Source organism: Syntrophales bacterium (assembly GCA_023228425.1).
Taxonomy (GTDB): Bacteria; Desulfobacterota; Syntrophia; order Syntrophales; family UBA2210; genus MLS-D.
Map to the genome: position 1 here is coordinate 67,284 of JALOBE010000004.1, position 22,686 is coordinate 89,969.

The window sequence follows — 22,686 nt, forward strand, 5'->3', positions numbered from 1 at the left end:
GTTTGTGTACGAGGTACCGCTGAAGATTTGCGCGGCCCGTAGTTATTCAGATTTCAGGCGTGTTTCGAGGGGTTCTCCGGGGGGTTCCGGGTGTCGCGCCCGGCAGGCCGGGCCACCAGGCATCAGAGTCCCCGAATCCTTCAATCGTTTGTCGTCCTGGGATCCCGCAGCCTGTCCGCTTCCCTCTCGCCTGCCCCTGGTTTTCTTCAGCCTGCGGCGATGTGACGAAAAACCCTTTCAATGATGTCAACCTCGTCGTCCGCCAGGGCTCGTGCGTCGAGGACGACCTTCTCATCCTGAATCCTTCCGATGACCGGGGGATCGCCCCGCCGGAGCCGTCGTTCCATCTCGTGGGCTGTCAGGTGCCCGGCCTGTACCGTCACAACCCTGGTGGGAAATTCCTGGGTGGGGAGGGACCCTCCCCCGGCAAAGGATACATCGGGTCCCGTGGTGAAGGAAAAACGACTGTCCCCGATTCCTGCCAGGCGCCGGAAAAGCTCTTCGGCCCGATGGTGAACGGAATCGACAGGTTCCGTCATGAACCGGAGAACGGGGATATGGTCTTCGGGGTTCTTTGAGAACAGGTACTGCGCGAGCGTTGCCTCCAGGGCGCCCAGGGTGAGTTTGTCTATCCTCAAGGCCCGGTTCAAGGGGTTTTTTCGAATTTTTTCCATAACCGGCCGTCGTCCCAGGATGATTCCCGCCTGGGGACCTCCCAGGAGCTTGTCTCCGCTGAAGGTGATCACGTCGGCGCCGCTTTTCACCGCGTCCTGGACCGTCGGTTCCCGGCCAAGGCCGAATCGGCCGAGGTCGAGCAGGCAGCCGCTTCCCAAATCGTTCATCAGGGGAATGCCGTGACGGCGACCCAATTCCACCAGGACGGCGGGCTCAACTTCACCGGTGAAGCCCACGGTCCTGAAGTTGCTCGTGTGGACCTTGAGGATCATTCCCGTTGTTTCAGGATCGATGGCGTTTTCGTAATCATAAAGATGGGTCCGGTTCGTGCTTCCCACCTCCCGAAGGAGGGCGCCGCTTTTTTCCATTACTTCCGGAATACGGAATTCACCGCCGATTTCAATCAGCTCACCCCGGGAAACGATTGCCTCCTTGCCGAAGGACAGCGAATTGAGGACCAGCAGAACCGCCGCGGCGTTGTTGTTTACCACGATGGCTTCTTCCGCTCCCGTGAGGACGCGCAGGATTTCGCTGACGTGATCGTAGCGGAGGCCTCGTCTGCCCGTGGACAGGTCAAACTCGAGGTTCGAATAGCCGCGGCTTATCGAGACGATTTCTTCGAGGGCCTCCCGGCAGAGGGGGGCCCGTCCGAGGTTGGTGTGAAGCAATATGCCCGTGGCGTTGATGACCCGGCGGATGCTTGGTTCCCTGAGTGAACGGATCCGCTCTTCCGCCATGGCGACGGCCCTGTCGACGCCCGGCCTTTTGTCCATCACGCCCGCGCTGTCAAAAATTTCCCGGCGCATCCCGTCGACGGCATGTCGGCAGGCATCAACCAGAAGGGATCTGGGAAGAGTTGCCGCGTCATCATTCTTTTCCAGAAGGGCGAGAATCTCGTCGATTTTCGGCAGTTCCTTCAGCAGCAGTCGCTGTGCGTCATCCATGGCACACCTCCCGGGTTGCCTCTTCCCTGCAGTAATCTCTGAAATTGTTCACCGCCGTAAAAAACTCCCGCATGAGGACCACCCAGTAATAACGTCCACGACGGGTCGGCACCAGCGCTCCTTTACGGTAGCGAAGCCCGCCGGCCAGGGCGAAGGGGATGATGCTCGCCGCCAGGGGAACAAGGGCCCTCTTCCCGTGGCGGCTGAGTGTCGGGCCGAGATCGAGGCGCCCCCCGAAGAGCCGCATGATGAGTTCATAGCGGACCAGGTCGTCCCTGCCGAAAGTTCGTGACGCCATGAGGGGGAGATGTCCTTTTTCCAGGTGGTGAATGTAGGCGACGATGTCAAAGGTGTTGGCATAGCACCGGCCTTGCAGGTAGCCAATGGAGCCGCTTCCCAGTCCCGCGTACTCGGTGTAGTCGACAATATACTCATCGATCATGGACTTTTTTCTCGAAAAACACCAGGCCGATGAAAAGCCGTATTCACCTCTGAGTCCTTCCACAATGATGTCATAAAACCGCATTTCCCTGCCGAAGGGCACCTCTCCGAGTGTCCGGGCCACGGCGCGGCGGGTCGAGTCGGAGACCATCAGGGGGTACCAGGTAATCTGGTCGATCCTGCTGTCCAGAAGCATTGCAATGTCGCGCCGCAGCGATGCTTCCTCCTGGCGGGGGAAATTAAAGATCATGTCGGCGTTGAGAGTGTCGAACCGTCCGGAGGCAGTGTTCAGCCGTTCCATTATTTCTCTGCCGGAACCATACTTGTCGTACCGTCCCATGGCCTTGAGAAGGGTGTCGTCGAAACTCTGGATGCCGACAGAAAGACGGTTCACGCCGGCCCGGCGCAGGTGGGAGATGTTTTCAGCCGTCAGATGATTGGGGTTGGTTTCAACAGATATTTCAGCGATGGAAAAGAGCTCCCGGGCCAGAGAAAGCGTCTCAAGCAGTTCCTCCATGATGATCGTCGGCGTGCCGCCGCCCGCGTAGAGGGCCCTGAAGTCGTAATGCAAATCCCGGTAGAGCCGCAGTTCCTTCCTGAGGGCCGTGAAATACCGGCGGCAAAGCCCCTCGTCGAAGGCGACCCGGTTGAAGGAACAGTAGGGGCAGAGCTTCTCGCAGAAGGGAACGTGGACATAGAGGAGACGGTCAAGGCCGTCACCATCCAGAAATGGGAGAACGGGGGTCTCACCGCTGGTGAAGGTCATGGCCCGGGCGAACTCCCTCCGGGCAACGCGTGCCACGAGCGTGTCGATTGACGGTAATGAATATAGCGGGGCCAACAGCTGATCCTCATTTTTCTTGTATGGCCGTCTCTGTTGCCGGCACCAGGGAAAACTAGCAGGATTCATGGTAATATTCAACTCCATTGAAATACGGTCCTGATAGTGTTATAGATTCGAAAAAATACTGGTGGAACGACCCAGATGAAACCGGATGAACGAACATGGGCCCTGTGGGGAAACGACGGGATCAATGAGGAAGAGGCGGAGTTGCTGAGGGCTGTCGCCGCGGAACTGCCCATCCCCCTTGATGAGGAAGCCGGGCGGGACGTGGAAACTCTCGTTGATGCCTTTATCAGGCGAAACGACGCGGTGGGTCTCGCGGCGCCCCAGATAGGGATCAGTAAGCGCGTCATCGTATTCAGAAGCAAAAAATTCGGAGAAAAAACACCCCTGCAGAAGGACGGTGGTGATTATGAAGTCCTTGTCAATCCGAGAATCACCCAGTACCAGGGAGACGAGGAACAGGACAGTGAGGGGTGCCTGTCCTGTCCCGACATAAACGCCGACGTGGTCCGATGGACGGAGATCAAAGTTCGGGCCTTCGACCGCGATGGAAACAAGATCAGCAGGCGGTACACGGGATACCTGGCCCGGGTGGTTCAGCACGAGATGGACCACCTGGACGGCATGCTGATTGTCGACAGAGCGGAAACCGTTTATTATCCCAGGGAGAAAAAGGTTTTTTTTGACAGGGTATTCGGAAAACAACCCTTCGCGGAAATCGGCGACACATAAAAGGACGTACGGTATGGCGCCCGAGTTTACCCCTCGCATCATGGAAAACTACGCCGATGTTCTCATCTGGGCCATGCAGACGGCACGGACGGAAAAGTTCAGAAGCGCGGACATTGTCCTGGTCCGTTTTGACTACCCGGCTCTTGAACTGGCCGAAATTCTCTACGAAAAATTGATTGATCGACGTATGCAGGTCCTGGTCCGCATGACGCCGACAGCCCGGATGGAGCAGAGCTTTTTCGGCAAGGCCGTGAATCGCCAGCTCACCTTTCTCCCGCCCGGTGACGCGACATTGATGGAAGCATTGAACGGAAGCATCTACCTGCACGCTCCCCAGTCGCTCACCCATCTGGAGCATGTGGATCCACGGAAGATAGGCGTGGCCATGGCGGCACGGAAGGAGCTCAGGGATATCCTGGTACGGCGTGAAGAGCAGGGGCTCTTCGGCTGGACGCTCTGTTCCTTTCCCACGCCGGAACCGGCCAGGCAGGCACGATTGACGGAACGACAATATGCGCGACAGATAATCCGGGCATGTTTTCTCGATCATGATGATCCTCCGGCACAGTGGAAGCGGGTCTTCAGGGAGGCCGGCCATATCAAACGGTGGCTCAACGCCATGGATGTCAGATCTTTTCACGTAGAGTCCGCCGGAATCGATCTCACCATAACACGGGGGGAGCGAAGAAAATGGATCGGGGTTTCCGGGCACAACATCCCGAGTTTTGAACTCTTCCTGTCGCCCGACTGGAGAGGAACCCGGGGCGTCTTTTTCGCCGACCAGCCCTCATTCCGCAGTGGAAACTATATCAGCGGAGCCCGCCTTGTTTTTGAGAAGGGCATCGTGAAGTCCGCCTCGGCCGATGAAGGCGAAGCCTTTCTCGAGAAACAGATTTCCGTGGATCCCGGGGCAAAGAGGGTCGGCGAATTTTCACTGACGGACCGGCGCTTTTCTGTCATTGACACCTTTATGGCCAACACCCTCTTTGACGAAAATTACGGGGGTCGTCACGGAAACTGTCATATCGCTCTGGGGTCGTCCTACTCCGACACCTATGACGGCGATCCGGCGGAACTCACCAGGGAAAGAAAAAAAGCCCTGGGGTTCAATGAATCGTCACTCCACTGGGATCTCGTCAACAGGGAGGAAAAAACCGTCACAGCCCGCCTTGCCTCGGGCAAGCGCGTTGTCATATACGAACAAGGAGCTTTCACGCTGTGATTTTTTTGCGGCGATAAAGTCCGACACCGCCTCTGGCAGGCTCCCTGAATATCGGTTCGACCTGCCCTGTCAAAGCTTGTATTGACGCCCTCCTTTTTTTTGTTATACTGAATCAAATGCTGACAGGTACGCGGAATTTCATGACATGCGGCCCGTTGCCTGTCCCCGGAATTATCCACGGGCGGCCTGAATCTCACGCATTGAATGGGGGGAATCATATAACCACCTTCTTTTCGGAGGAGCCGCATGGAAAAGGCGAAAAAGCGGGACGGCGAGCAGGCGGAAGACCGGGGTATAGATATGTCCGGTCGACGGATCATACACCGGGGCCGGCGCGAGAGCGATCAAATCCTGGCGATGATAATGGAAGGAACACCCATTCCAACCTTTGTCATCGACAAGAACCACCGGATTATCTACTGGAACAAAGCGATGGAAGCGCTGACCGGTATCCCGGCGGATGATTTGATTGCCGGGGAGGGAAATCCCTGGACATCCTTCTACGATGAAAAGAGGCCAAGCCTGGCTGATATTCTGGTCAGCGGTTCCCGGGAGACCGTAAAACGCTGGTATCCCGATCAGTTGAAACAATCTGATGTTATTCGGGGCGCCTGCGAAGTAACGGATTTTTTCCCGACCCTGGGAGATAGCGGAATGTGGCTGCGGTGTACCGCGGCCCTCCTGCGATGGCCCACGGGAGAGATTTTTGGGGCCATAGAAACCCTGGAGGATGTTACCGACCGGTTTCACAGTGAAGAGGAATTGAGAAAAAGTGAGGCCTTCCTCGCGTCAGTCCTGCAGGGTTCATCGATTCCCACCTTTGTTATCGACAGGGATCACCGGATTACCTACTGGAACCAGGCTCTCGAGGGACTCAGCCAGATCACGGCACGCGATGTCATAGGAACAAGCGATCACTGGAAGGCCTTTTATGACCATGAACGTCCCTGCATGGCCGACCTCCTTCTGGATGAACGAACCGGCGATCTGAATGAATGGTATGGTGAAACCTTTTCCAAGTCAGCGCTCATAGATGATGCCTACGAGGCGACAACCTTTTTCCCCGCTCTGGGAGAACGGGGCAGGTGGCTTCGTTTTACAGCCGCGATTCTAAGGGATTCGGACGGGACGGTGCTGGGGGCCTTGGAGACACTGGAGGATGTGACGCCACGAATTCTTGCCGAAGAAGCCCTTAAGGCAAGTGAGAAAAAATATAAAAACCTCAGCATAACCGATGGATTGACCAAGCTTTTCAACGGGCGCCACTTCTACCGGCAGATGCATCGGGAAATGGAGCGGGCAGGCCGATATCTGCACGACCTTTCCATCCTGTTTTTCGATATTGACGATTTCAAGAAGTACAACGACACCTTCGGCCATCTCGAAGGTGACGAAGTGCTGGTTCGGCTTGCCGATGTCACCCGCCGATGCCTGCGAAAAACCGATTCTGCCTATCGTTTCGGCGGCGAAGAGTTCACGGCCGTCCTCCCGGAAACGGACGGTCCGGCCGCGGTTGCCATCGCCGAACGAATCAGGCAGGAGTTCAAGCGTGAACAGTTCAATCCGGGATTCGGCGAACCCATACAGGTGACGGTGAGCATAGGCGTGGTCCAGTATTCCGGGAGAGAGTCGCTGCCGGACATTATCCGGCGGGCCGACATGAACATGTACCAGGCCAAGGCACAGGGGAAAGACCGGGTGTTTTTCAAATAACCGGCTGCTGCAAAGTCCCGGACCCGCGGACGTGTGCCGTGTAAAAACGCATCCCCGGCAGCGAACCCGGCGCGTGAAAGCCGGTTCACAGTGTCTCGGGGAGCCGTAAAGCGTGACACGGTGCGTGTGCCGTGTAAAAACGCATCCCCGGCAGCGAACCCGGCGCGTGAAAGCCGGTTCACAGTGTCCCGGGGAGCCGTAAGGCGTGACACGGTGCGTGTCGCCCTAGAGCCGCTGCCGCAGTTTCTTTACCAGATCGGCGAGAATGTCGTCGACCTGCCTCCTCATGTCGATCATCTGGTGTCTCATTCTCAATATGATGTCAACGCCGGGAAGGTTCACGTCCAGTTCATCCATGAGTATTTTCGTGATGCGGAGTAGCTCCATTTCTTCCGGGGAATAGAGTTTTTCACCGTCCTCCTTCCGGTGCCGGGGACAGACGATTTCTTCCTCCTCGAGAATCGCCAGCAGGTGCTGCTGTATTTTGAAGATTTCGATGACTTCGGAGCGCGTCCAGAATTCTTTGGCCATATCTCACAACCTGATATTTTTTCGAATGTCGTCGCGGTAATACCGGTCCATGGCTCTGGCGGCGGCGCGCATTTCTTCATCGCCGGCCTCGGGAAGCTTCACGACCAGCTTCACCAGGAGGTCTCCCGGGGATTTTGTCCTGGGGTTCACCACCCCCTTGCCCCTCAATCTCAACACCGTCCCGTTCTGGCTGCCCGGGGGAATCTTCAGGTTCACGTCACCGTTCACCGTGGGGACCGTTATCGATCCACCGGCCAGGGCCTCACCGATGGAAACGGGGATGTCCATGTAAACATCGTTGCCCTTGCGCGACAGAAAGGGGTGGGGAGTGACGTGGACGACGAGATACAGGTCCCCCGGGGAACCTCCTCCCATTCCCGGGCCTCCCTTCCCGGCAACCCGCACCCGTGATCCTTCATCGACACCGGGTGGGATGGTGACCCGGAGGGTTTCGGTCTCCTGTGTCTGTCCCGATCCCTTGCAGGATCGGCAGGGAGTCCCTGTCCGTCCGTGACCGCCGCAGTTCGGGCATGCCTGGGTAAAATTGATCGGCCCTTCGGCTACGTTGAGCCGTCCCGAACCGCCGCAGGTTTCACAGGGAATCAGCGCGGTTCCCGGCTCGGTGCCTGAACCACCGCAGCCGACGCAGGATTGAGGACGGCGTAACGATATGTCCGTCTTCAGGCCGCGCAGCGCGGACAGAAAATCGATGGTTATATCGTATTCAACATCCTGGCCCTTCATTTTCCGGGACCGTCCGGATGAACGATCCGTTGAGGAGAACCCGAACAGATCACCGAAAAGATCCTCGTAGCTCTGGTAACGGCCGAAATCATGGCCCTGCCGTGCGCCGCTCCGCTCCGCCCCGGCGGACTGCCACTGCCGGTACTGACGCATTTTCTCGGCATCGAAACCCGATTGCAGGCTCTCCTCGCCGAACTCGTCGTAGAGTTTGCGTTTCTCGGCCGTTCCCAGGCACTCATAGGCCCGGGAAACATCCTTGAATTTCCGCTCGGCCTCCTTGTCCCCGGGATTCAGGTCGGGGTGCAGCTTTCGGGCAAGCTTCCGGTATGCCTTCTTGATGTCGGCCTCGGAAGCGTCCTTTTTTACACCGAGAGTCGAATACAAATCCTTCGCCATAGTAGTCACTCAGTTGTCGGAATGATTTCAGCGTCCGTCTTCGTTGTATCTGAACCGGAACCCGCCGGTATCCGGTTCATCTTCAGGTAAGATAATCATTGGCCGCCGGAAAGCAAATGTTGGATACATCTGCTTCATTGACGGAAAGGCAGTTATCCGCTATCCTGAAGAGCGTCCGCCCTGTGCCATGCCGCTTTTGGAAAATCCGGACTTTTTACGGGACCATCGATGATGAATAGGGAAAGATTTCTCGTCGCTTCGCTCCTCGAAATGACGGACTTCTGCCTGCTCCTCGACATGACGGGATACTGAATGCTCTTCGACATGATGGAATGTTACATGCACCCTGCAATGACGGGATTTCACATGCTTCCCGGAGTGACGCAATGAAAGCTTTGGCAATCACGAACAGGAGAATCTGATGGAACCGATCCACTTTGCTTCTGTACTCGATCTGGCGGCACGCATCCGGTCAGGGGAGCTCTCTCCCCTGGAACTTATGGAGGTGACGCTCCGGCGCATCGATGAAATCAATCCGATACTCAACGCTTTTGTCTCAATCTGCCATGACAGGGCTTTGGCCGAGGCCCGGAAAGCCACGGAAGCCATTGCTTCGGGAAGCGTCCCCGGCCCTCTGGCGGGCATTCCCCTGGCTGTCAAGGATCTGGAAGATGTGGGAGGCATGATTACGACCTTCGGTTCGGTGCCCTTCAGGGACAACATGGCTGACAGGGACTCCATACAGGTGGAACGCCTTCGAAAGGCCGGCGCCATTGTTGTAGGTAAAACCAACACGCCCGAATTCGGATTCACGGGGTTTACCAGGAATCGCCTTTTCGGAACAACCCGGAACCCCTGGAATCTGGAGCGAACCCCCGGAGGTTCAAGCGGGGGCTCGGCGGCGGCCGTGGCCGGCGGTATGGTTCCCATGGCAACCGGGTCAGACGGCGGCGGTTCGATCCGTATTCCCGCAACGTATTCGGGGTGCTTCGGGTTGAAAACATCCGTCGGCAGGATCCCCTGGGGGCCGGTCCCTCTTCTTCCCCTCACGGGAATCGTCGTTCATGGTCCCATGACGCGGACCGTGGGGGACGCGGCTCTGTACCTTGACTGCGTTACAGGGTCCCACCCGGCGGCCCCCGATTCCCTGCCCCGTCCGGCTGCATCCTATCTTGCCGAACTGGACAATCTTCCGGAGAAACTGAACATAGCCTTCAGCCCGACGCTTGGATACGCCACGGTGCAGCCGGATGTCATGAGCCGTGTTGAAGAAGCGGTGCGGGCATTCGAGGCCATGGGACACCTGGTGGAACTCCTGGAGGAGCCCATGCCGAAGGTGGACAGTGTCTGGAACAGGCTTTTCAGTGTCGATATATACGGAAGTCTGCAGAAGGTGATCGCGCTTAACAGGAAGCAGATAAACCGGACCATAGTGGCGAGTCTGGAGGCCGCACGAGACCTCACCATCGATGAGGTACTCCGGGCCCAGGCGGTCAGGACCGAGCAGAACCGGTGGTTGTGGCGTCTTTTTGACCGCTTCGATCTGCTCATGACGCCCGCCATGCCCACGGAAGCCTTCGTGGCCGAAGGTCCCCCGCCTTCGGAAATCAATGGGAAGCCGGTTGACGTGCTTGACGTGGCTGCCTTCACGTACCCGTTTAATATTTCGGGACATCCGGCGGCTTCTGTGCCGGCGGGGTTCACGGAAAGCGGTATGCCCGTCGGGCTTCAGATCGTCGGTCCCCGGCACCGGGACGACCTGGTCCTGCAGGCCTCACGGGCCTTTGAGAAGGCCAGACCCTGGCAGGGAGTGTATCCGCCCCTCGGATAAGAAACGTACCTTCGCGGCCGGTGGCGACGCTCTCGCGCAAAGTCGGAAGACGTCCGCGGGCTTTTACGAAACCGTCAGTGTCAGATACGCTCAACCTGGAAGCTTTCGAGCTTGATGGCCACTGAGCGCTGCAGAAGATCGATGGAGACCACAAAAAGGTTTTTTTTATAGTCTGTCTGCTGGACCACACCCTCGATGCCCGCGAAAGGCCCGTTCATGATCCGCGCCCGCTCGCCCACACGGGGGTAGAGGCAAGACAGTATCTCCACCCTGGAATGCACCAGGCGCATGATGGCTTCGATCTGGCTGTCGGGAATGGCCGTGGGTTCCTGTCCTGCAGGTTTCCCCAGTATTCTCACCACGCCCGGGGTTTTGAGAACGGGCAGGCGGGTCTCGGCACTCGTATCCGGCAGATCCACGAAGAGATAGCCGCTGAACATGGGCACGTGGATCTTCTTTTTCCGGTCCTTCCTGCGGCTCCACACTTCTATTTTCGGCAGAAACGATTCAACGTTACGCTGTTGGAGGCCTTGGAACACCCTGTTTTCGTAGCGGCTTTTTGTATAGATGGCATACCAGGCCACGGTACCCCCTCAATACTTCGGTCGGGCGTCGATAATAATATCACTGTCTCTGCGCATAATCCGCTCAATCTTCAATCCGACGGACTGATCGACGGCGGTTTTCCCCAGGTCCCCTACGGCATCGATGCCCCGGCCCAGGATCCGCGGCGCTGTTATTACAACGACACGGTCGGCACAGCCCTGCCTGAGGCAGGAGGTAATGATCCCGGCACCGCCCTCGACGAGGACCGATGACAGGCCTCGCTTCCCCAACTCCCTGAAGGCCTCTTTCATGTCGAGTAAGCCCTCTTTTTCCTCTTCGATGACGATGGTCTCGATGCCCGCGCCCCGAAACAGTTCCTGCTTCCGCAGGTCACGGCGGGACGACGTAAGGACAATGGTCCGGGCCGTATCCTGGTCCTTGAGTATCCGGGATTCCAGGGGGATAGTCAACATCGAGTCCACCACCACCCGCAGAGGGGTGCGGCCGCGAACCAGGCGAACGGTCAGTTCCGGGTCATCGGCGAGAACCGTTCCTGCCCCCACGAGAATGACATCGTGCCGGCTTCTTAAGCGATGGGCGAATCTCCGTGATTCCGGGGAGCTGATCCACCTGGAGTCACCGGATATCGCGGCGATCCTGCCGTCCAGGGTCTGGGCGTACTTGAGCGTCACAAAGGGTGTGCCCCGTTCCATGAAGGTGAAAAACACCTCGTTGAGCCGGCGGCATTCCTTTTCCAGGACACCCGTTACCGTCGGTATCCCCGCTGCCTCAAGGGCGGCGATGCCCTTTCCCGCGACCAGGGGGTTGGGATCCCTGGTCCCGATGATAACCCGGGCGGGCTGAATCTCGATAAGCCGGTCCGTGCAGGGAGGCGTTTTCCCGAAGTGGCTGCAGGGCTCGAGGGTCACATAAATATCGGCGCCCCGGGGAGAAGCATCAGTTTTTTCAATGGCTTCAATCTCGGCGTGCCTGCCGCCGAATGTTCGGTGGTATCCTTCGGCGATGACACGTCCCTTCTTTACGATGACTGCCCCCACCATGGGGTTGGGACTGACCCGGCCGATTCCTCTCCGGGCCAGGGCCAGGGCGCGCTTCATGTGTCGGATGTCGCTGCCGGTTGCCATGAATCCACCGTTTGTTTATTGTTATCGTGCGGTTCTGTGTCTATACTACAGGATGATGGATCTGTAAAGGCAGAGGAGGGGCCGGCTAACCGGTAATCATCTGAAAACAAAATTATTGCAATAGTCCCTTCTGTCCCAGAAACGATCGCCTGACTCCCTCTGATGGACGGACGGATCGAACTCCGAGAGGGGTCGAAGTTTTCGTCCGCAGACGAATTCACCGGCGTAGCCCCTGTCGAGGAGACAACGAAAAACATCCCACACATCACCTGATTCCAGATGTCTGTTCTCACACTCGAAAACCAAAAGAGGGGACTGCTCCTCCAGGATTCGTCCGGCTCCCTCGAAAACCCGCCGCTCCGCCCCCTCAACATCGATTTTTAGTACTTTGACGCGATCATTGACGCCGAAGTAATCATCGAGGGCAACGACAGGGACCGAAAGGGACCGGCACTCTTCGCGTTCGGTCAGGCGGGCGCCGACCGAGGCGCCGGGTGAAACTCCTGTCCTTCCAAGTATGTAAAGTGTGGTCTCTCCCGTCTTGTCACCTACCGCTTTCGCCTCGACACTTACATTGGAGAGGGCTAATCGCTTGCACACCGCGCGCAGGTACGTTGCCAGTTCTGCCTGGGGTTCAAAGGCCACCACGCGACCGGAAGCGCCTGTCCAGCGAGACATCCAGTAGATGAATCCCCCCTTGTTCGCGCCGATGTCACAGACCGTGTCTCCCGGACGGAGACACTCCCTGATGGCCGACAGTTCGGCCACCTCGTCCCGGTACCGCGTTCTCATGGCACGCCACATGAATCGCGCTTTCATTGCGTCCCTTCAGAGGTATTAATCAGTGTGCAGTCCACTTCGATGAGCGACATGTCTTCTTTCCTGCTCACGGGAAAGAGTCCCGTAATCGCAAATCCATGATCCTCGTAATGCCGTAACGCTTGATGATAATGAGGCATTCCCGCATAGATGGGGATCATGGACAGTTCCGACATCATGCAGACAATGTGGGGTACAGAGCGCCGGGCACCGTCAAAAACCTTGAGATCATACCCCTGGGTGTCCATTTTCAAGAAAATGCGCTTTTTTGAAACATCCCCGATGTGAGCGGCCAGGAAATCGTCTACGGTACTGACGTCCACCGTTTCTTTTCCCGACAGGTCAACTTCTTTGTAGAGTTCTTTTCCAAGCGAACCGGGATCGAGAAAGGACGCGAAGTCCGACGAGGCGGTTATGTTGATGGATTGTCTGCCCGGGGAATTCCCCAGGGCAAGTTTGTAAACGTGCCACAAATCGTCATTGCGGCTCTCTTTCCGTAGTATTTCAAATGTTTGGTGTACCGGTTCGAAGGAGTGAATTTCAGAGCGGTATCCTTCCTGCCGCAGCTTTTTCGCGAATGCTCCGGTATTCGCTCCCACATCCAGCACCAGGTCTACCCGGCAGAGTGATATCAGCTGGATGATATGTGAGTCCGGGGTGACCTGCCGTTTGCGGTTAATGAGTTCGTACCCGAACAGGCGTGCTATTCTGTTCGATACATTCATACCGTGTCCACCGTTTCTTCCATCACTTTCATCCTCAGTCCCCTGTCGGCCGAGAGCATGGCGCTGCACCAGACTAACAGGAACCGTCCTTCTATCGCGGTTCCGAAATGTCCGTTGAAGAGGCTCGTAGCGCACCAGGCAAGCACAACGCCGATCCCCAGGAGATAATAGGGTCTGTTGATGGGCTGGATAAAAAAAGCTCCGATAAAAAGTAAAAACAGCCCGAGACCTGCCAGACCATAGTCAACCAGAATGATCAAATACTGGTTGTGGGGATCATGAATCGGTTCGTCCTGCCACCTTCTCTTGCCCTCTATCTGCTTCTCATTCATCAGTCCGGCATAGGCTGTTTCAAATCCCCCGGTGCCATAGCCGAAAAAAGGATGCTCACATCGTTTCAACAGAGTGATCGTATTTTTCCATGCTATAACCCGATACCCCATGTTTGTCGGCATCGGGGCCTGTTCGTAGGTTTTCAGCTCATCGATACCGTCGAACACTCTGTCGTGGGCAACAGGTGATATCAGGAGCAAAGAGACGATCAATACAGGTGCCGGCAGCATGAAGAGGAGTTTTGTTTTTTTGGGGGCGCCAAAAAAAATAAAAGCCATGATCAGCACGATGAGAGTAAGATAGCCGCTCCTGCCATGGGTTATCAGGACGATGTTCAGCGACAGAACGGCCGCTGAAATGATCAGAAACGGGGTGTTGACAAAGACAGAGGAGAGGGGAAACCGCAGAAGAACAAGGCACGCGAACAGCGCGACAGAGAAAAGCATCCCCTGGGTCGCCCAGTTCTGGACCAGTATGCCGGGGCCGTATTTAGTGCCCATTCCCAGGAGAAAACCGCCGCAGGACAGAAGCGCGGCCAGCGCGGAAAGGCAGATGAAAAAGGAGATAAACCGTTGTTTCCACAACGGGTCGGTATATACGGCGGCGACTACGGGTACGAGAAACAGTTTTCTCCAGCGTGCCCACGAGTCGACACTTTCCGGGAGAGGGGCGACGCTGTAAATGATTCCCAGAGTGATCATGAAATAAAGAACGAGAGCCATGACCACCATGGGCTGTTTCAGCGTCGCGAAGGTTTTACGGCGCAATTCCCTGAAGCCGATAACACACAGGAGAAGGAGGACCTCCATAATCACTGTGGCGGCCGTGGAAACCATCATGGCAAACACCAGGAGAATGACAAGTACTCCCGCCACAGAAACCGGGTTGATGGTCAGGTATTGTTTTGCCCGGGGTAACAATTTCTTCTTAACCTTTTAACCTTCAAAGAGCCCGCCATCGGAGCGGGGTATGGCGGGGCGGGTTAGACGGTACCGGATACTGTGTTTTGAAATTAATCAGCCTTCCGCATGTCTATTCCCAGGAGAGGGTAGAGATATTTTCTCCTGATAATTTTTACCTTCCATCCGATGGCGTCAAGGAGACGTCCCCGCTCCAGGTTCTGGATGCTGGACGGGAAAAGGCCCGTATGGGATCCTTGATTGGCAATGGTCGGTTCCAGCCAGAGAATAGGGATATCGAGTTCGGTGGCGATTCGGTCGATCAGGTGATCCGCCGGCAGGGGAATCCCGTGTTTAAGTACCCATTCCAGTTTCTTCCGCGCCGTCTCCCGAGTGATCCAGTATGAGTCCGCGGCCCTGACATAGTCAGCCCGGTAGAGCCGCGTTTTTTTCTCCAGTTTCGTCCACGGAACGTAGAGGGCACACCCGTTTCCAAGACTGATATACCCGCACTCTCCCCATCGTTCATAGAATTCCGCAAGGGCTTCTTCAGCCCGGATCTTGAAATTTTTAATGTCCAGGAGAACGTCATCCTCAAATATGAAGGCTCCTCTCCCGGTTCCATCCGCGATCCGGTTCCATGCAACGATATGTTTCAGGGCACAGGAAATTTCCGCGCCGCTCAGCAGGCTGTGGCACTTGAATCGTTCAATTATCTCCGGTGTAAGCTCATCCCTGTCGTGATCGAGGATCCACTCGAAGGGCAGTTTCAACGCTGAAAACTGACGGATAATACTTTTTTCCCTGTCCTCGTATCCTTTTTTCACGTGAAGAACATAGATGCCGTTTCCTGTTTCTGCCTCAATCATGTGAGTCCCTCACCGATTCTTCGGAACCCGGGAAAGCGTGGTCTTCCATCGCTGGTGGACCCAGAGCCACTGGTCGGGATACCGCCGTATCGAATGTTCGATGATCGTTGTAAATCGCTGCGTGTTCGCGCGGATGTCATCAGTCCTGTCGCCGGTTCGGACAATGTCGATCTCCTCGCCTATCACAAGTCGGTAACGGTTGTCCGGTTCACGCACCATATAGGCGGGGATTACGGGGGCGCCGGTGTGAAGGGCAAGCAGGGCAACGCCTTCCGATGTACAGGCCGGCCGGCCGAAAAAGTCCACGAAAGGTCCTTCGTACCAATCCACGTTCTGGTCGATCAGGATTCCCAGGATTTCGTTATTTTTCAAGCTTCGAAGCATGGTCCTCATAGAGCGGGTTTTTGAAACCGGTGTGTTGCCCGTGCAGGACCGTATTTTGAAAACCAGGGTATCCAGCACGGCGCTGTCCAGAGGACGGTAGATTACGGTGAGGGGTTTCAACAGCAGCGAGAAGGCCACCGCTTCGAGTTCCCAATTACCTAAATGGGCACCGAACAGTAACACGCCCTTGCCCTTTTCGAGGGCCTTCCTGCAATGTTCCCTGCCCTCCACACGTACCACATCCGCAATGTTCCGCTCTGTGAGGCGGGGAAGATCGAAAAATTCCGATGCTACAATTCCCAGATTCCGAAAGACTCTCTTGACGATGGCAACACGCTCGGCCTTGGATTTTTCGGGGAAGGCCGACTCCAGGTTTTTAAGCGCCACAGACCGTCGCCGGGACAGGAAATGATAGGACAGTTCCGACAGTTCCGCGAACACAAACCTTCGCATACGGGATGGAACCGCCTGCGCGCTCCGCAGGATAAGATCGGCCCAGAGCTCTTTCGGATTGCTTCCCGTTCCGCTCATCGATTTTGCGCTCCGCGAGAGCCTGACAGCCCCAGGAACACCTCTTCATAGCTGTCGGTTATCCGGTCCCAGGAACAGGACTCGGCGGTCTTTCGCGCCCGGTCTCCCATCTTTTTTCGAAGCGTTTCATCCCGTAAAAGATTCAGAGCCGCTTTCAGCTCATCCGTTTCTCCCGCCAGGAACCCGTTTTCTCCGTCATTGATCAGGCCCGCCACGCCGGCGACGGGACTTGCGATAACCGGAAGACCGCATGCCATTCCTTCAAGTATGCTCATGCCGAAGGCCTCCCTGCGTGACGGCAGTACTACCACATCCGCCCCGGCGTAGTATCCCCTCACGTCATCATCGACATGGCCGACGAACTCGACACGACTCCCTGTTCCACAGGAGATCGCAAGCCTTCGGTGATAGTCGAGACGTTCCCCGCGACCCACGACAATTAATTTCATTCCTTCGCCGATAGCGGGAATCAGCTTATCCAACCCCTTGCGCCGGAATTCTCCTCCCACAAACAGCACAGTCAGTTCACCCGTCGATGGGCCTCGTTTTTCCCGTGACCGAAGTGCGGCGATTCCGTCCGGATGAAACCAGGTAAAATCAACCCCCGGCGTAATAACCCGCACCCCTTCCGTGCGCCCGTAGCGGGCCTGAATGTCGTGCCGGATCACCTCCGACACAGCCACAAGTCGGGGCGACGCCATCTGTTTTTTTTCCAGCCATTCATACAGCCGGCTTCGGGGGCTCAGATACAATGTGAAAAGTCTTTTCAGGAACGCGGTTCCCCCGGTGAAGCCCGACCGGTAACAGAACGTGTGAACCGTGAGAACATCCTGGCTGTATGCCCGCTCATGGGAGTGGATGGCATCATAGTTCCTGCCCTCGAGCAGCCGGGCTGTCTCCCGGGCATAGGAGAGAGAGTTGGCCACGGTCCTGTAGGTATGCCGGTCCGGTACCTGAACGTGCGTCATTCCGGCCGTGAGTGAGGTATCCACGTTTCGGGCGTAGAGATCTATGTCGTGTCCGCGATCCCTCAGGCGGCGGGCAACTTCGACAGCGTACCGTTCAGCCCCTCCTGACAGGACGAAATTTTTAATTAACACTGCTATTTTCAAGTGGATCATCCTCGTCGGGATCCTGTTTCTGATCGCTTATACTATCCTGAGAGCGCAAAAATCAACCCCGACGGCTTCGTAAAAAGTTGCCGGAGGCATTATAAACAACCGGGGGCTTTTTACAAAGCCGTCCTCAATCAGACGTTTTCCGACTTCTTTACGAGACGAGTTCGTCAACCTTTGCGGGATCGGCGGCATGGTTCACCGGTTCGAGCGCCTGAGAGGCCTGTCAGCGGGGCGGCGTCACAGGGCGAAGTGGTTTATCCGGCTCACCATTTCCGGCGATCAGGTGGTTTCTTCGTCCTCGAGGTATAGACGCTTGGCATAGCGATAAAAGGTGTGTTCTGCGTTGTACAGGGCCACAAGGAACCCTTCCCGTCCGTCCAGAAATCCTCCCCGTCCGATCCAACTGTAGAAAAACGCCCAGAGACCATGGGAGACGGCTCTGGAAAGTGTGGAACCTTCCCCACTCCGGCGCATCATTTCAGCACCCGCCGTTGTGTAGCGGTTCATCGTGTCGATGACATCCTCGAGCGATTCGAAGGCATCGTGAAGTATGGGGTTTTCAAGCCGTCCCGTGGTTCCCTCCACGATAAGGCGTTCGTGAACAAGGTCGTTGCTGAACCGGGCGCGCCCGGTTCTGACCAGGCGGGTTATGTAGTCGGGCCACCAGCCGCTGTGTCGGATAGTCCGACCGCAGAAATATGACAGGCGGGGCATTTCAAAGGCTTCCGGAGCGTTCGGATCCGCCATGGACCGTACCATTTCTTCCCGCAATTGGGGAGAAATCCGCTCGTCGGCATCAATGGACAGAATCCATTCGCCGGTTGCCTTCTCGAGGGCGCGGTTTTTCTGCGGGCCGAACCCGGGCCAGTCCGTTTCAAAAACCCGGGCGCCCCGTTCGCGGCAGATTCGCACCGTGTTGTCGGTACTGCCCGAATCCAGGACGATGATCTCATCGGCCCAGGCGACTGAATCGAGACAGGCGCCGATGGCAGCCTCCTCGTTTTTTGTGATCACGATGACAGACAGCACCGGTCACCTTTTGCTCCGCGGCGTCCCGGCATCTGTTTCAGGCGCCGCTCAGGTATTCGTTGATGGCACGCGAGGCGGTTCTCGCCGCCCCCATGGCGAGGATAACCGTGGCGCCCCCCGTGACGATGTCGCCGCCGGCATACACGCCCTCGCGGCTGGTGAGGCCTGATTCGTCCTTCGTGACGATGTATCCCCACTTGTTGGTTTCAAGTCCCGGCGTGGTCTGGGGAATGATGGGGTTGGCATTGGTGCCGATGGCGACAACAACTGTGTCGACGTCGATCTCGAATTCCGACCCCTCGATGGGAATGGGTCTCCGCCTGCCGGAGGCGTCGGGTTCCCCCAGTTCCATGCGGATGCAGCGGATCTGCTTCACCCAGCCGTGTTCGTCGCCGATGTACTCTACAGGATTGTGCAGAAGCTTGAACTGGACGCCTTCTTCATGGGCATGGTGAATTTCTTCCTGCCGCGCGGGCATTTCCTTTTCGGTCCGGCGGTAGATGATGTAGGCGTTGTCCGCTCCCAGCCGCAGTGCCGTTCTCACCGAGTCCATGGCCACGTTCCCGCCGCCGATGACGGCAACGTTTTTGCCTCCGGCGATAGGGGTGTCATACTCGGGAAAGCGATAGGCCTTCATAAGGTTCGATCGGGTCAGGTACTCGTTGGCCGAGTATATGCCGTTCAGGTTTTCGCCGGGGATGTTCATGAAGACCGGGGCGCCGGCTCCCACGCCGAGAAACACGGCATGGAAACCCTCGTCAAAGAGATCGTCAATTGTTTTCAGCCGCCCGATCACGGCGTCCGTGACCAGCTTGACACCAAGTTTCCGGAGATAATCAACCTCGGCGTCGACGATTGCCTTGGGAAGCCTGAACTCGGGAATACCGTAGACCAGAACGCCGCCGGCTTTGTGCAGGGCCTCGAATATGGTCACCTCGTGGCCCAACTGGACCAGGTCGCCGGCGATGGTAAGACCCGCCGGTCCGGCTCCGACAACGGCCACCCTCTTGCCCGTCGGGGCGGCGGGGGCGGGAATGTCCACGATGCCCGAAGACCGCTCGTAGTCGGCGGCAAACCGTTCAAGCCGTCCGATCGCGACGGGTTCGAATTTCTTTCCCAGTATACAGAGTTTCTCGCACTGGTCTTCCTGGGGGCAGACCCTGCCGCAGACGGCGGGAAGACAGTTCTTTTCCTTCAGCTTCCTGGCGGCTCCAATAAAATCCCCTTCGGCGATGAGGTGTATGAAGGCCGGTATGTCGATTTCAACGGGGCAGCCGCCGACACAGGTGGGTTTCTTGCACATGATGCACCGCTTGGCCTCGGCCACGGCCTGTTCCTCCGTGTATCCCAGGGGAACTTCCTCGAAGTTCGTTACTCTCACTTTCGGGTCCTGCTCCGGCATGGGCTGCCGGGGCACCCGTTCTTTCTTCTCTTTTTTCGGTTCCTTATTTTCCGTCATGTGCGCACCTGCATTCCATCGCCTGTCGTTCCTGGTCGGAGTACATGCGAAGGCGATTCATCAAGAGGTCGAAATCAACATCATGGCCGTCGAATTCGGGTCCGTCCACGCATCCGAATTGTGTTTTCCCCGCCACCGATACCCGGCAGGCACCGCACATTCCCGTGGCGTCCACCATGATGGGGTTGAGGCTGACGATGGTTTTGATTCCATAGGGTTTTGTGACGTTACAGATGACACGCATCATGGGCACGGGTCCGATGGCGAAGACACGGTCAATGGTTGTTCCCTTGTCGATGAGTTCCTGGAGAACGCCACTGACAAAGCCGTGATAGCCGTAACTTCCGTCATCGGTTGCCGCGATCAGTTCATCGCTGGCGCGGCTCATCTCCTCTTCCAGTATCAGCAGATCCTTTGTCCGGGCGCCGATAATGGAGATGACCCTGTTGCCCTTTTCCTTCAGGGCCGTCGCTATGGGGTACACGACCCCCACGCCGACACCGCCGCCGATACAGACGGATGTTCCGAAGTTTTCGATTTCCGTGGGTCGTCCCAGCGGGCCCAGTACGTGCTTGATCGAATCGCCCGCCTCGAGTTCGGCCAGGTCAGCCGTGGTTTTCCCCACGGTCTGGGAGATGATGGAGATGGTACCCCGTTCCGTGTCGGACTCGACAATGGTGAGGGGAATCCTCTCGCCCCGATCGCCGATCATCAGAACGATGAACTGTCCCGGCAGGCGCTTTCGAGCGATTTCCGGAGCCTCGAGGACCAGCTTCACCACGCTTTCGTGGAGATATTTTTTTTCCAGAACTGTATTCACTGTTCGCTCCTTCTCGCGTAACGATTGGTCAGTAGTCCCGAGTCAGGCCGTCGAGTTCCGCAAGGGAAAAAACCGGTCCATCCTTGCAGATGTACTTGTGGCCGACGTTGCATCGGCCGCACTTGCCGATGCCGCATTTCATGCGCATTTCCAGCGATGTCAGTATGTTTTCCCGGGAAAATCCAAGGTTGAAGAACTCCGGAAGGGTGAATCGGATCATGATCGGGGGACCGCAGATCACCGTCACGGCATTGTCCGGGCTGGGGGCGACCTCCTTGCAGACGGCAGGAACGAACCCCTCCCGTCCCTTCCAGTTCGCGTCCCCCTTGTCCACAGTGACACACATTTTAATGTCGTTTCGTTTTTCCCAGGCCTTGAGTTCTTCCTTGTAACAGAGCAGTCCCGGGGACCGGGCGCCGTAAATTACGGTGATGGTACCGAATCGGCTCCTGTTCGTCTCGAAGAGCATGTAATTGACGAGCGACCTTAAGGTGGTAAAGGCAAAACCTCCGCCTACGACAACGATGTTTTTCCCTTCCAGGAAATCTATGGGCCAAGGGTTCCCCAAGGGTCCGCGAATACCGATTTCGGCCCCTTCGTCCAGGTCGTGAAGGGTACTCGTCACCAGCCCCGCCTTCTGGACGGTGAATTCAAGATACCCGGGCCGGGTTGGTGAAGATGCGATTCCGATGGGGCTCTCGCCTTTGCCGTATATGGAAAGTTCAGCGAACTGGCCGGGAAGATAGGTGAAGTTTTCCTCATCTTCCCTGTTCACGAAGACGAGGCGGAAGGTTTTAATGTCTCCCGTATCCACCTCGGTTATTATCTTTTCGACCCTGGCCGGGACGGGTATGTAGGGATTGCGCATCGCAGCTCCTTCAGTGGTCATGGTTGCTCACTCTCCTTCAAGGCGCCTTCGGCGACGGACAGTATGTCTATGTTGACGGGGCAGAACCGGGTGCAGCGCCCGCAGCCCACACACAATGTTACTCCGAAGTTCGTAACATAATATGAGAATTTGTGGTTGACCCGTTGGCGCAGCCGCTGGGAGGTCTTCGTCCGTGGGTTGTGTCCGCTCGCTTCCAGGGTGAAGTCCGTGAACATGCAGGCATCCCAGAGCTTTCGGCGGCTCCCCGAGCGGAAGAGGGTTTCGTCATTGATATCGAAACAGTGGCAGGTGGGGCAGACGAACGTGCAGACTCCGCAACTCAGGCAGGCCATGGCGGCCTTTCCCCAGTAGGGGCTGTCAAAAACCTTTGCCAGTTTTTCCGGGGCATGCTCGAGGTTGATGGTCCGTGTTTTCTGTTCAACGCCCCAGGCGATCCGGTCCCGGTAGAATGCTTCTTCCTCTGCGGAGGCTGTGTCGAGTTCGAGGGACGCCAAAAGTGCCTCACCCTTCCCGGTCACTGCTTTCAGCAGGAAGTCCTTGTTCCTGCGGACCATGAAAAGGTCGCTTCCCCTGTCGTCTGTGGCGTGAATGTCAAAGGCGCTGAAAAAGTCGACCTCATCGACTTCATCGAAGGCATAGCCGATGATCGTCGTGGCGTCACGCCTGGTTTTCCAGTACGGGTCGGTAATGCCGCCACTCTCAAAAATAGCGTCCATTATCTCGAAACTCTTGACGTCGCAGGGTCTTACACCCAACACAATCTGCGGTCTGTCATCAATGGGTACCACGTCCGACTCGGTCCCTTCCCTCGCGATCCGGTACCGGACCATTTCATCGCACTGGGGGAACAATACGTTCTTGGGGCTGAGAGTGGTATTGTAAAAATCAAGTGTCACCTCTTCGGGGTTGTCGATCTGCCTGAAAGCTGTCACGTCTCCGTCGGCCACGGGAGCAAAGAGGCGTGCTCCGTTCATGAGAGCAGCCACGAAGCCCTGAAATGTCTCGGGGGTTATCTTTTTTACCACGGTTCGCTCACTCCTTTTT

At 56.9% G+C, this 22,686-nt stretch carries 21 protein-coding genes; 4 read left to right on the forward strand and 17 right to left on the reverse strand.

All coding sequences use genetic code 11. From position 1 onward, the window contains the following. Positions 1-206 precede the first annotated feature (206 nt). Together selA and M0Q23_02585 are read right to left on the reverse strand one after the other, a co-directional pair. On the reverse strand, positions 207-1,619 hold the full coding sequence (selA, locus tag M0Q23_02580; protein MCK9527530.1) for an L-seryl-tRNA(Sec) selenium transferase: 1,413 nt from the start codon (positions 1,617-1,619) through the stop codon (positions 207-209). Next, positions 1,612-2,901: a coproporphyrinogen III oxidase family protein gene (locus M0Q23_02585; GenBank protein MCK9527531.1), complete on the reverse strand. Its 1,290-nt coding sequence runs from the start codon at positions 2,899-2,901 to the stop codon at positions 1,612-1,614. The genes selA and M0Q23_02585 overlap by 8 nt, the downstream gene beginning before the upstream one ends. A gap of 144 nt (positions 2,902-3,045) precedes the next feature. Between M0Q23_02585 and def the strand changes: the two genes are divergently transcribed. The 3 genes from def (at position 3,046) to M0Q23_02600 (ending at position 6,574) form a co-directional block, all read left to right on the forward strand. Further along, positions 3,046-3,639, forward strand: coding sequence for a peptide deformylase (gene def / locus M0Q23_02590; GenBank protein ID MCK9527532.1), 594 nt, complete (start codon positions 3,046-3,048; stop codon positions 3,637-3,639). A gap of 13 nt (positions 3,640-3,652) precedes the next feature. After that, a complete protein-coding gene (locus M0Q23_02595; protein ID MCK9527533.1) occupies positions 3,653-4,861 on the forward strand; it encodes an aminopeptidase in 1,209 nt (402 codons plus the stop codon). A 246-nt stretch (positions 4,862-5,107) separates the two neighbouring features. Beyond that, the gene (locus M0Q23_02600) at positions 5,108-6,574 is read left to right on the forward strand and encodes a diguanylate cyclase (protein MCK9527534.1); all 1,467 of its coding nucleotides are present in this window, start codon (positions 5,108-5,110) and stop codon (positions 6,572-6,574) included. 225 nt (positions 6,575-6,799) lie between these two features. Here the strand turns inward: M0Q23_02600 and M0Q23_02605 are convergent, their stop codons facing one another. After that, entirely contained in the window at positions 6,800-7,105 is a 306-nt protein-coding gene (locus M0Q23_02605) for a MerR family transcriptional regulator (GenBank protein MCK9527535.1), read from the reverse strand. Positions 7,106-7,108: 3 nt separating this feature from the next. Next, positions 7,109-8,245 carry a molecular chaperone DnaJ gene (gene dnaJ, locus M0Q23_02610; GenBank protein MCK9527536.1) on the reverse strand — a complete coding sequence of 379 codons (1,137 nt, stop codon included), beginning with the start codon at positions 8,243-8,245 and terminating at the stop codon, positions 7,109-7,111. Between the two features lie 421 nt (positions 8,246-8,666). Between dnaJ and M0Q23_02615 the strand changes: the two genes are divergently transcribed. Next, on the forward strand, positions 8,667-10,076 hold the full coding sequence (locus M0Q23_02615) for an amidase (GenBank protein MCK9527537.1): 1,410 nt from the start codon (positions 8,667-8,669) through the stop codon (positions 10,074-10,076). An 80-nt stretch (positions 10,077-10,156) separates the two neighbouring features. On the opposite strand, the gene M0Q23_02620 is transcribed toward M0Q23_02615, so the two are convergent. From M0Q23_02620 to M0Q23_02680, 13 genes are all read right to left on the reverse strand, one after another. Further along, positions 10,157-10,660 carry a UpxY family transcription antiterminator gene (locus M0Q23_02620; GenBank protein ID MCK9527538.1) on the reverse strand — a complete coding sequence of 168 codons (504 nt, stop codon included), beginning with the start codon at positions 10,658-10,660 and terminating at the stop codon, positions 10,157-10,159. A gap of 9 nt (positions 10,661-10,669) precedes the next feature. Beyond that, positions 10,670-11,767, reverse strand: coding sequence for a bifunctional diaminohydroxyphosphoribosylaminopyrimidine deaminase/5-amino-6-(5-phosphoribosylamino)uracil reductase RibD (gene ribD, locus M0Q23_02625; protein ID MCK9527539.1), 1,098 nt, complete (start codon positions 11,765-11,767; stop codon positions 10,670-10,672). 96 nt (positions 11,768-11,863) lie between these two features. Further along, complete coding sequence (locus tag M0Q23_02630) at positions 11,864-12,586, reverse strand: FkbM family methyltransferase (protein MCK9527540.1); 723 nt, start codon at positions 12,584-12,586, stop codon at positions 11,864-11,866. Then, the gene (locus tag M0Q23_02635) at positions 12,583-13,311 is read right to left on the reverse strand and encodes an FkbM family methyltransferase (GenBank protein MCK9527541.1); all 729 of its coding nucleotides are present in this window, start codon (positions 13,309-13,311) and stop codon (positions 12,583-12,585) included. The genes M0Q23_02630 and M0Q23_02635 overlap by 4 nt, the downstream gene beginning before the upstream one ends. Continuing rightward, entirely contained in the window at positions 13,308-14,564 is a 1,257-nt protein-coding gene (locus M0Q23_02640; protein ID MCK9527542.1) for an O-antigen ligase family protein, read from the reverse strand. The genes M0Q23_02635 and M0Q23_02640 overlap by 4 nt, the downstream gene beginning before the upstream one ends. A gap of 92 nt (positions 14,565-14,656) precedes the next feature. Beyond that, a complete protein-coding gene (locus M0Q23_02645) occupies positions 14,657-15,412 on the reverse strand; it encodes a glycosyltransferase family 25 protein (protein ID MCK9527543.1) in 756 nt (251 codons plus the stop codon). A gap of 9 nt (positions 15,413-15,421) precedes the next feature. After that, positions 15,422-16,327 carry a lysophospholipid acyltransferase family protein gene (locus M0Q23_02650; protein ID MCK9527544.1) on the reverse strand — a complete coding sequence of 302 codons (906 nt, stop codon included), beginning with the start codon at positions 16,325-16,327 and terminating at the stop codon, positions 15,422-15,424. Next, the gene (locus M0Q23_02655; GenBank protein MCK9527545.1) at positions 16,324-17,439 is read right to left on the reverse strand and encodes a glycosyltransferase family 4 protein; all 1,116 of its coding nucleotides are present in this window, start codon (positions 17,437-17,439) and stop codon (positions 16,324-16,326) included. Before M0Q23_02655 ends, M0Q23_02650 begins: the two co-directional genes overlap by 4 nt. Positions 17,440-17,724: 285 nt before the next feature. After that, complete coding sequence (locus M0Q23_02660; GenBank protein ID MCK9527546.1) at positions 17,725-18,459, reverse strand: glycosyltransferase family 2 protein; 735 nt, start codon at positions 18,457-18,459, stop codon at positions 17,725-17,727. A gap of 52 nt (positions 18,460-18,511) precedes the next feature. Beyond that, positions 18,512-19,933 carry an NADPH-dependent glutamate synthase gene (gltA, locus tag M0Q23_02665; protein MCK9527547.1) on the reverse strand — a complete coding sequence of 474 codons (1,422 nt, stop codon included), beginning with the start codon at positions 19,931-19,933 and terminating at the stop codon, positions 18,512-18,514. Then, positions 19,920-20,753, reverse strand: coding sequence for a sulfide/dihydroorotate dehydrogenase-like FAD/NAD-binding protein (locus M0Q23_02670; protein MCK9527548.1), 834 nt, complete (start codon positions 20,751-20,753; stop codon positions 19,920-19,922). Before M0Q23_02670 ends, gltA begins: the two co-directional genes overlap by 14 nt. A gap of 28 nt (positions 20,754-20,781) precedes the next feature. Continuing rightward, on the reverse strand, positions 20,782-21,642 hold the full coding sequence (locus M0Q23_02675) for an FAD/NAD(P)-binding protein (GenBank protein ID MCK9527549.1): 861 nt from the start codon (positions 21,640-21,642) through the stop codon (positions 20,782-20,784). Then, the gene (locus tag M0Q23_02680) at positions 21,639-22,667 is read right to left on the reverse strand and encodes a 4Fe-4S dicluster domain-containing protein (protein MCK9527550.1); all 1,029 of its coding nucleotides are present in this window, start codon (positions 22,665-22,667) and stop codon (positions 21,639-21,641) included. The genes M0Q23_02675 and M0Q23_02680 overlap by 4 nt, the downstream gene beginning before the upstream one ends. Positions 22,668-22,686 lie beyond the last annotated feature (19 nt).

Coding starts and splice junctions, on each gene's coding strand:
- selA (MCK9527530.1), bottom strand. CDS start 1,619: ATGGATGACGCACAGCGACTGCTGCTGAAGGAACTGCCGAAAATCGAC.
- def (MCK9527532.1), top strand. CDS start 3,046: ATGAAACCGGATGAACGAACATGGGCCCTGTGGGGAAACGACGGGATC.
- M0Q23_02595 (MCK9527533.1), top strand. CDS start 3,653: ATGGCGCCCGAGTTTACCCCTCGCATCATGGAAAACTACGCCGATGTT.
- M0Q23_02600 (MCK9527534.1), top strand. CDS start 5,108: ATGGAAAAGGCGAAAAAGCGGGACGGCGAGCAGGCGGAAGACCGGGGT.
- M0Q23_02605 (MCK9527535.1), bottom strand. CDS start 7,105: ATGGCCAAAGAATTCTGGACGCGCTCCGAAGTCATCGAAATCTTCAAA.
- dnaJ (MCK9527536.1), bottom strand. CDS start 8,245: ATGGCGAAGGATTTGTATTCGACTCTCGGTGTAAAAAAGGACGCTTCC.
- M0Q23_02615 (MCK9527537.1), top strand. CDS start 8,667: ATGGAACCGATCCACTTTGCTTCTGTACTCGATCTGGCGGCACGCATC.
- ribD (MCK9527539.1), bottom strand. CDS start 11,767: ATGGCAACCGGCAGCGACATCCGACACATGAAGCGCGCCCTGGCCCTG.
- M0Q23_02630 (MCK9527540.1), bottom strand. CDS start 12,586: ATGAAAGCGCGATTCATGTGGCGTGCCATGAGAACGCGGTACCGGGAC.
- M0Q23_02635 (MCK9527541.1), bottom strand. CDS start 13,311: ATGAATGTATCGAACAGAATAGCACGCCTGTTCGGGTACGAACTCATT.
- M0Q23_02645 (MCK9527543.1), bottom strand. CDS start 15,412: ATGATTGAGGCAGAAACAGGAAACGGCATCTATGTTCTTCACGTGAAA.
- M0Q23_02650 (MCK9527544.1), bottom strand. CDS start 16,327: ATGAGCGGAACGGGAAGCAATCCGAAAGAGCTCTGGGCCGATCTTATC.
- gltA (MCK9527547.1), bottom strand. CDS start 19,933: ATGACGGAAAATAAGGAACCGAAAAAAGAGAAGAAAGAACGGGTGCCC.
- M0Q23_02675 (MCK9527549.1), bottom strand. CDS start 21,642: ATGACCACTGAAGGAGCTGCGATGCGCAATCCCTACATACCCGTCCCG.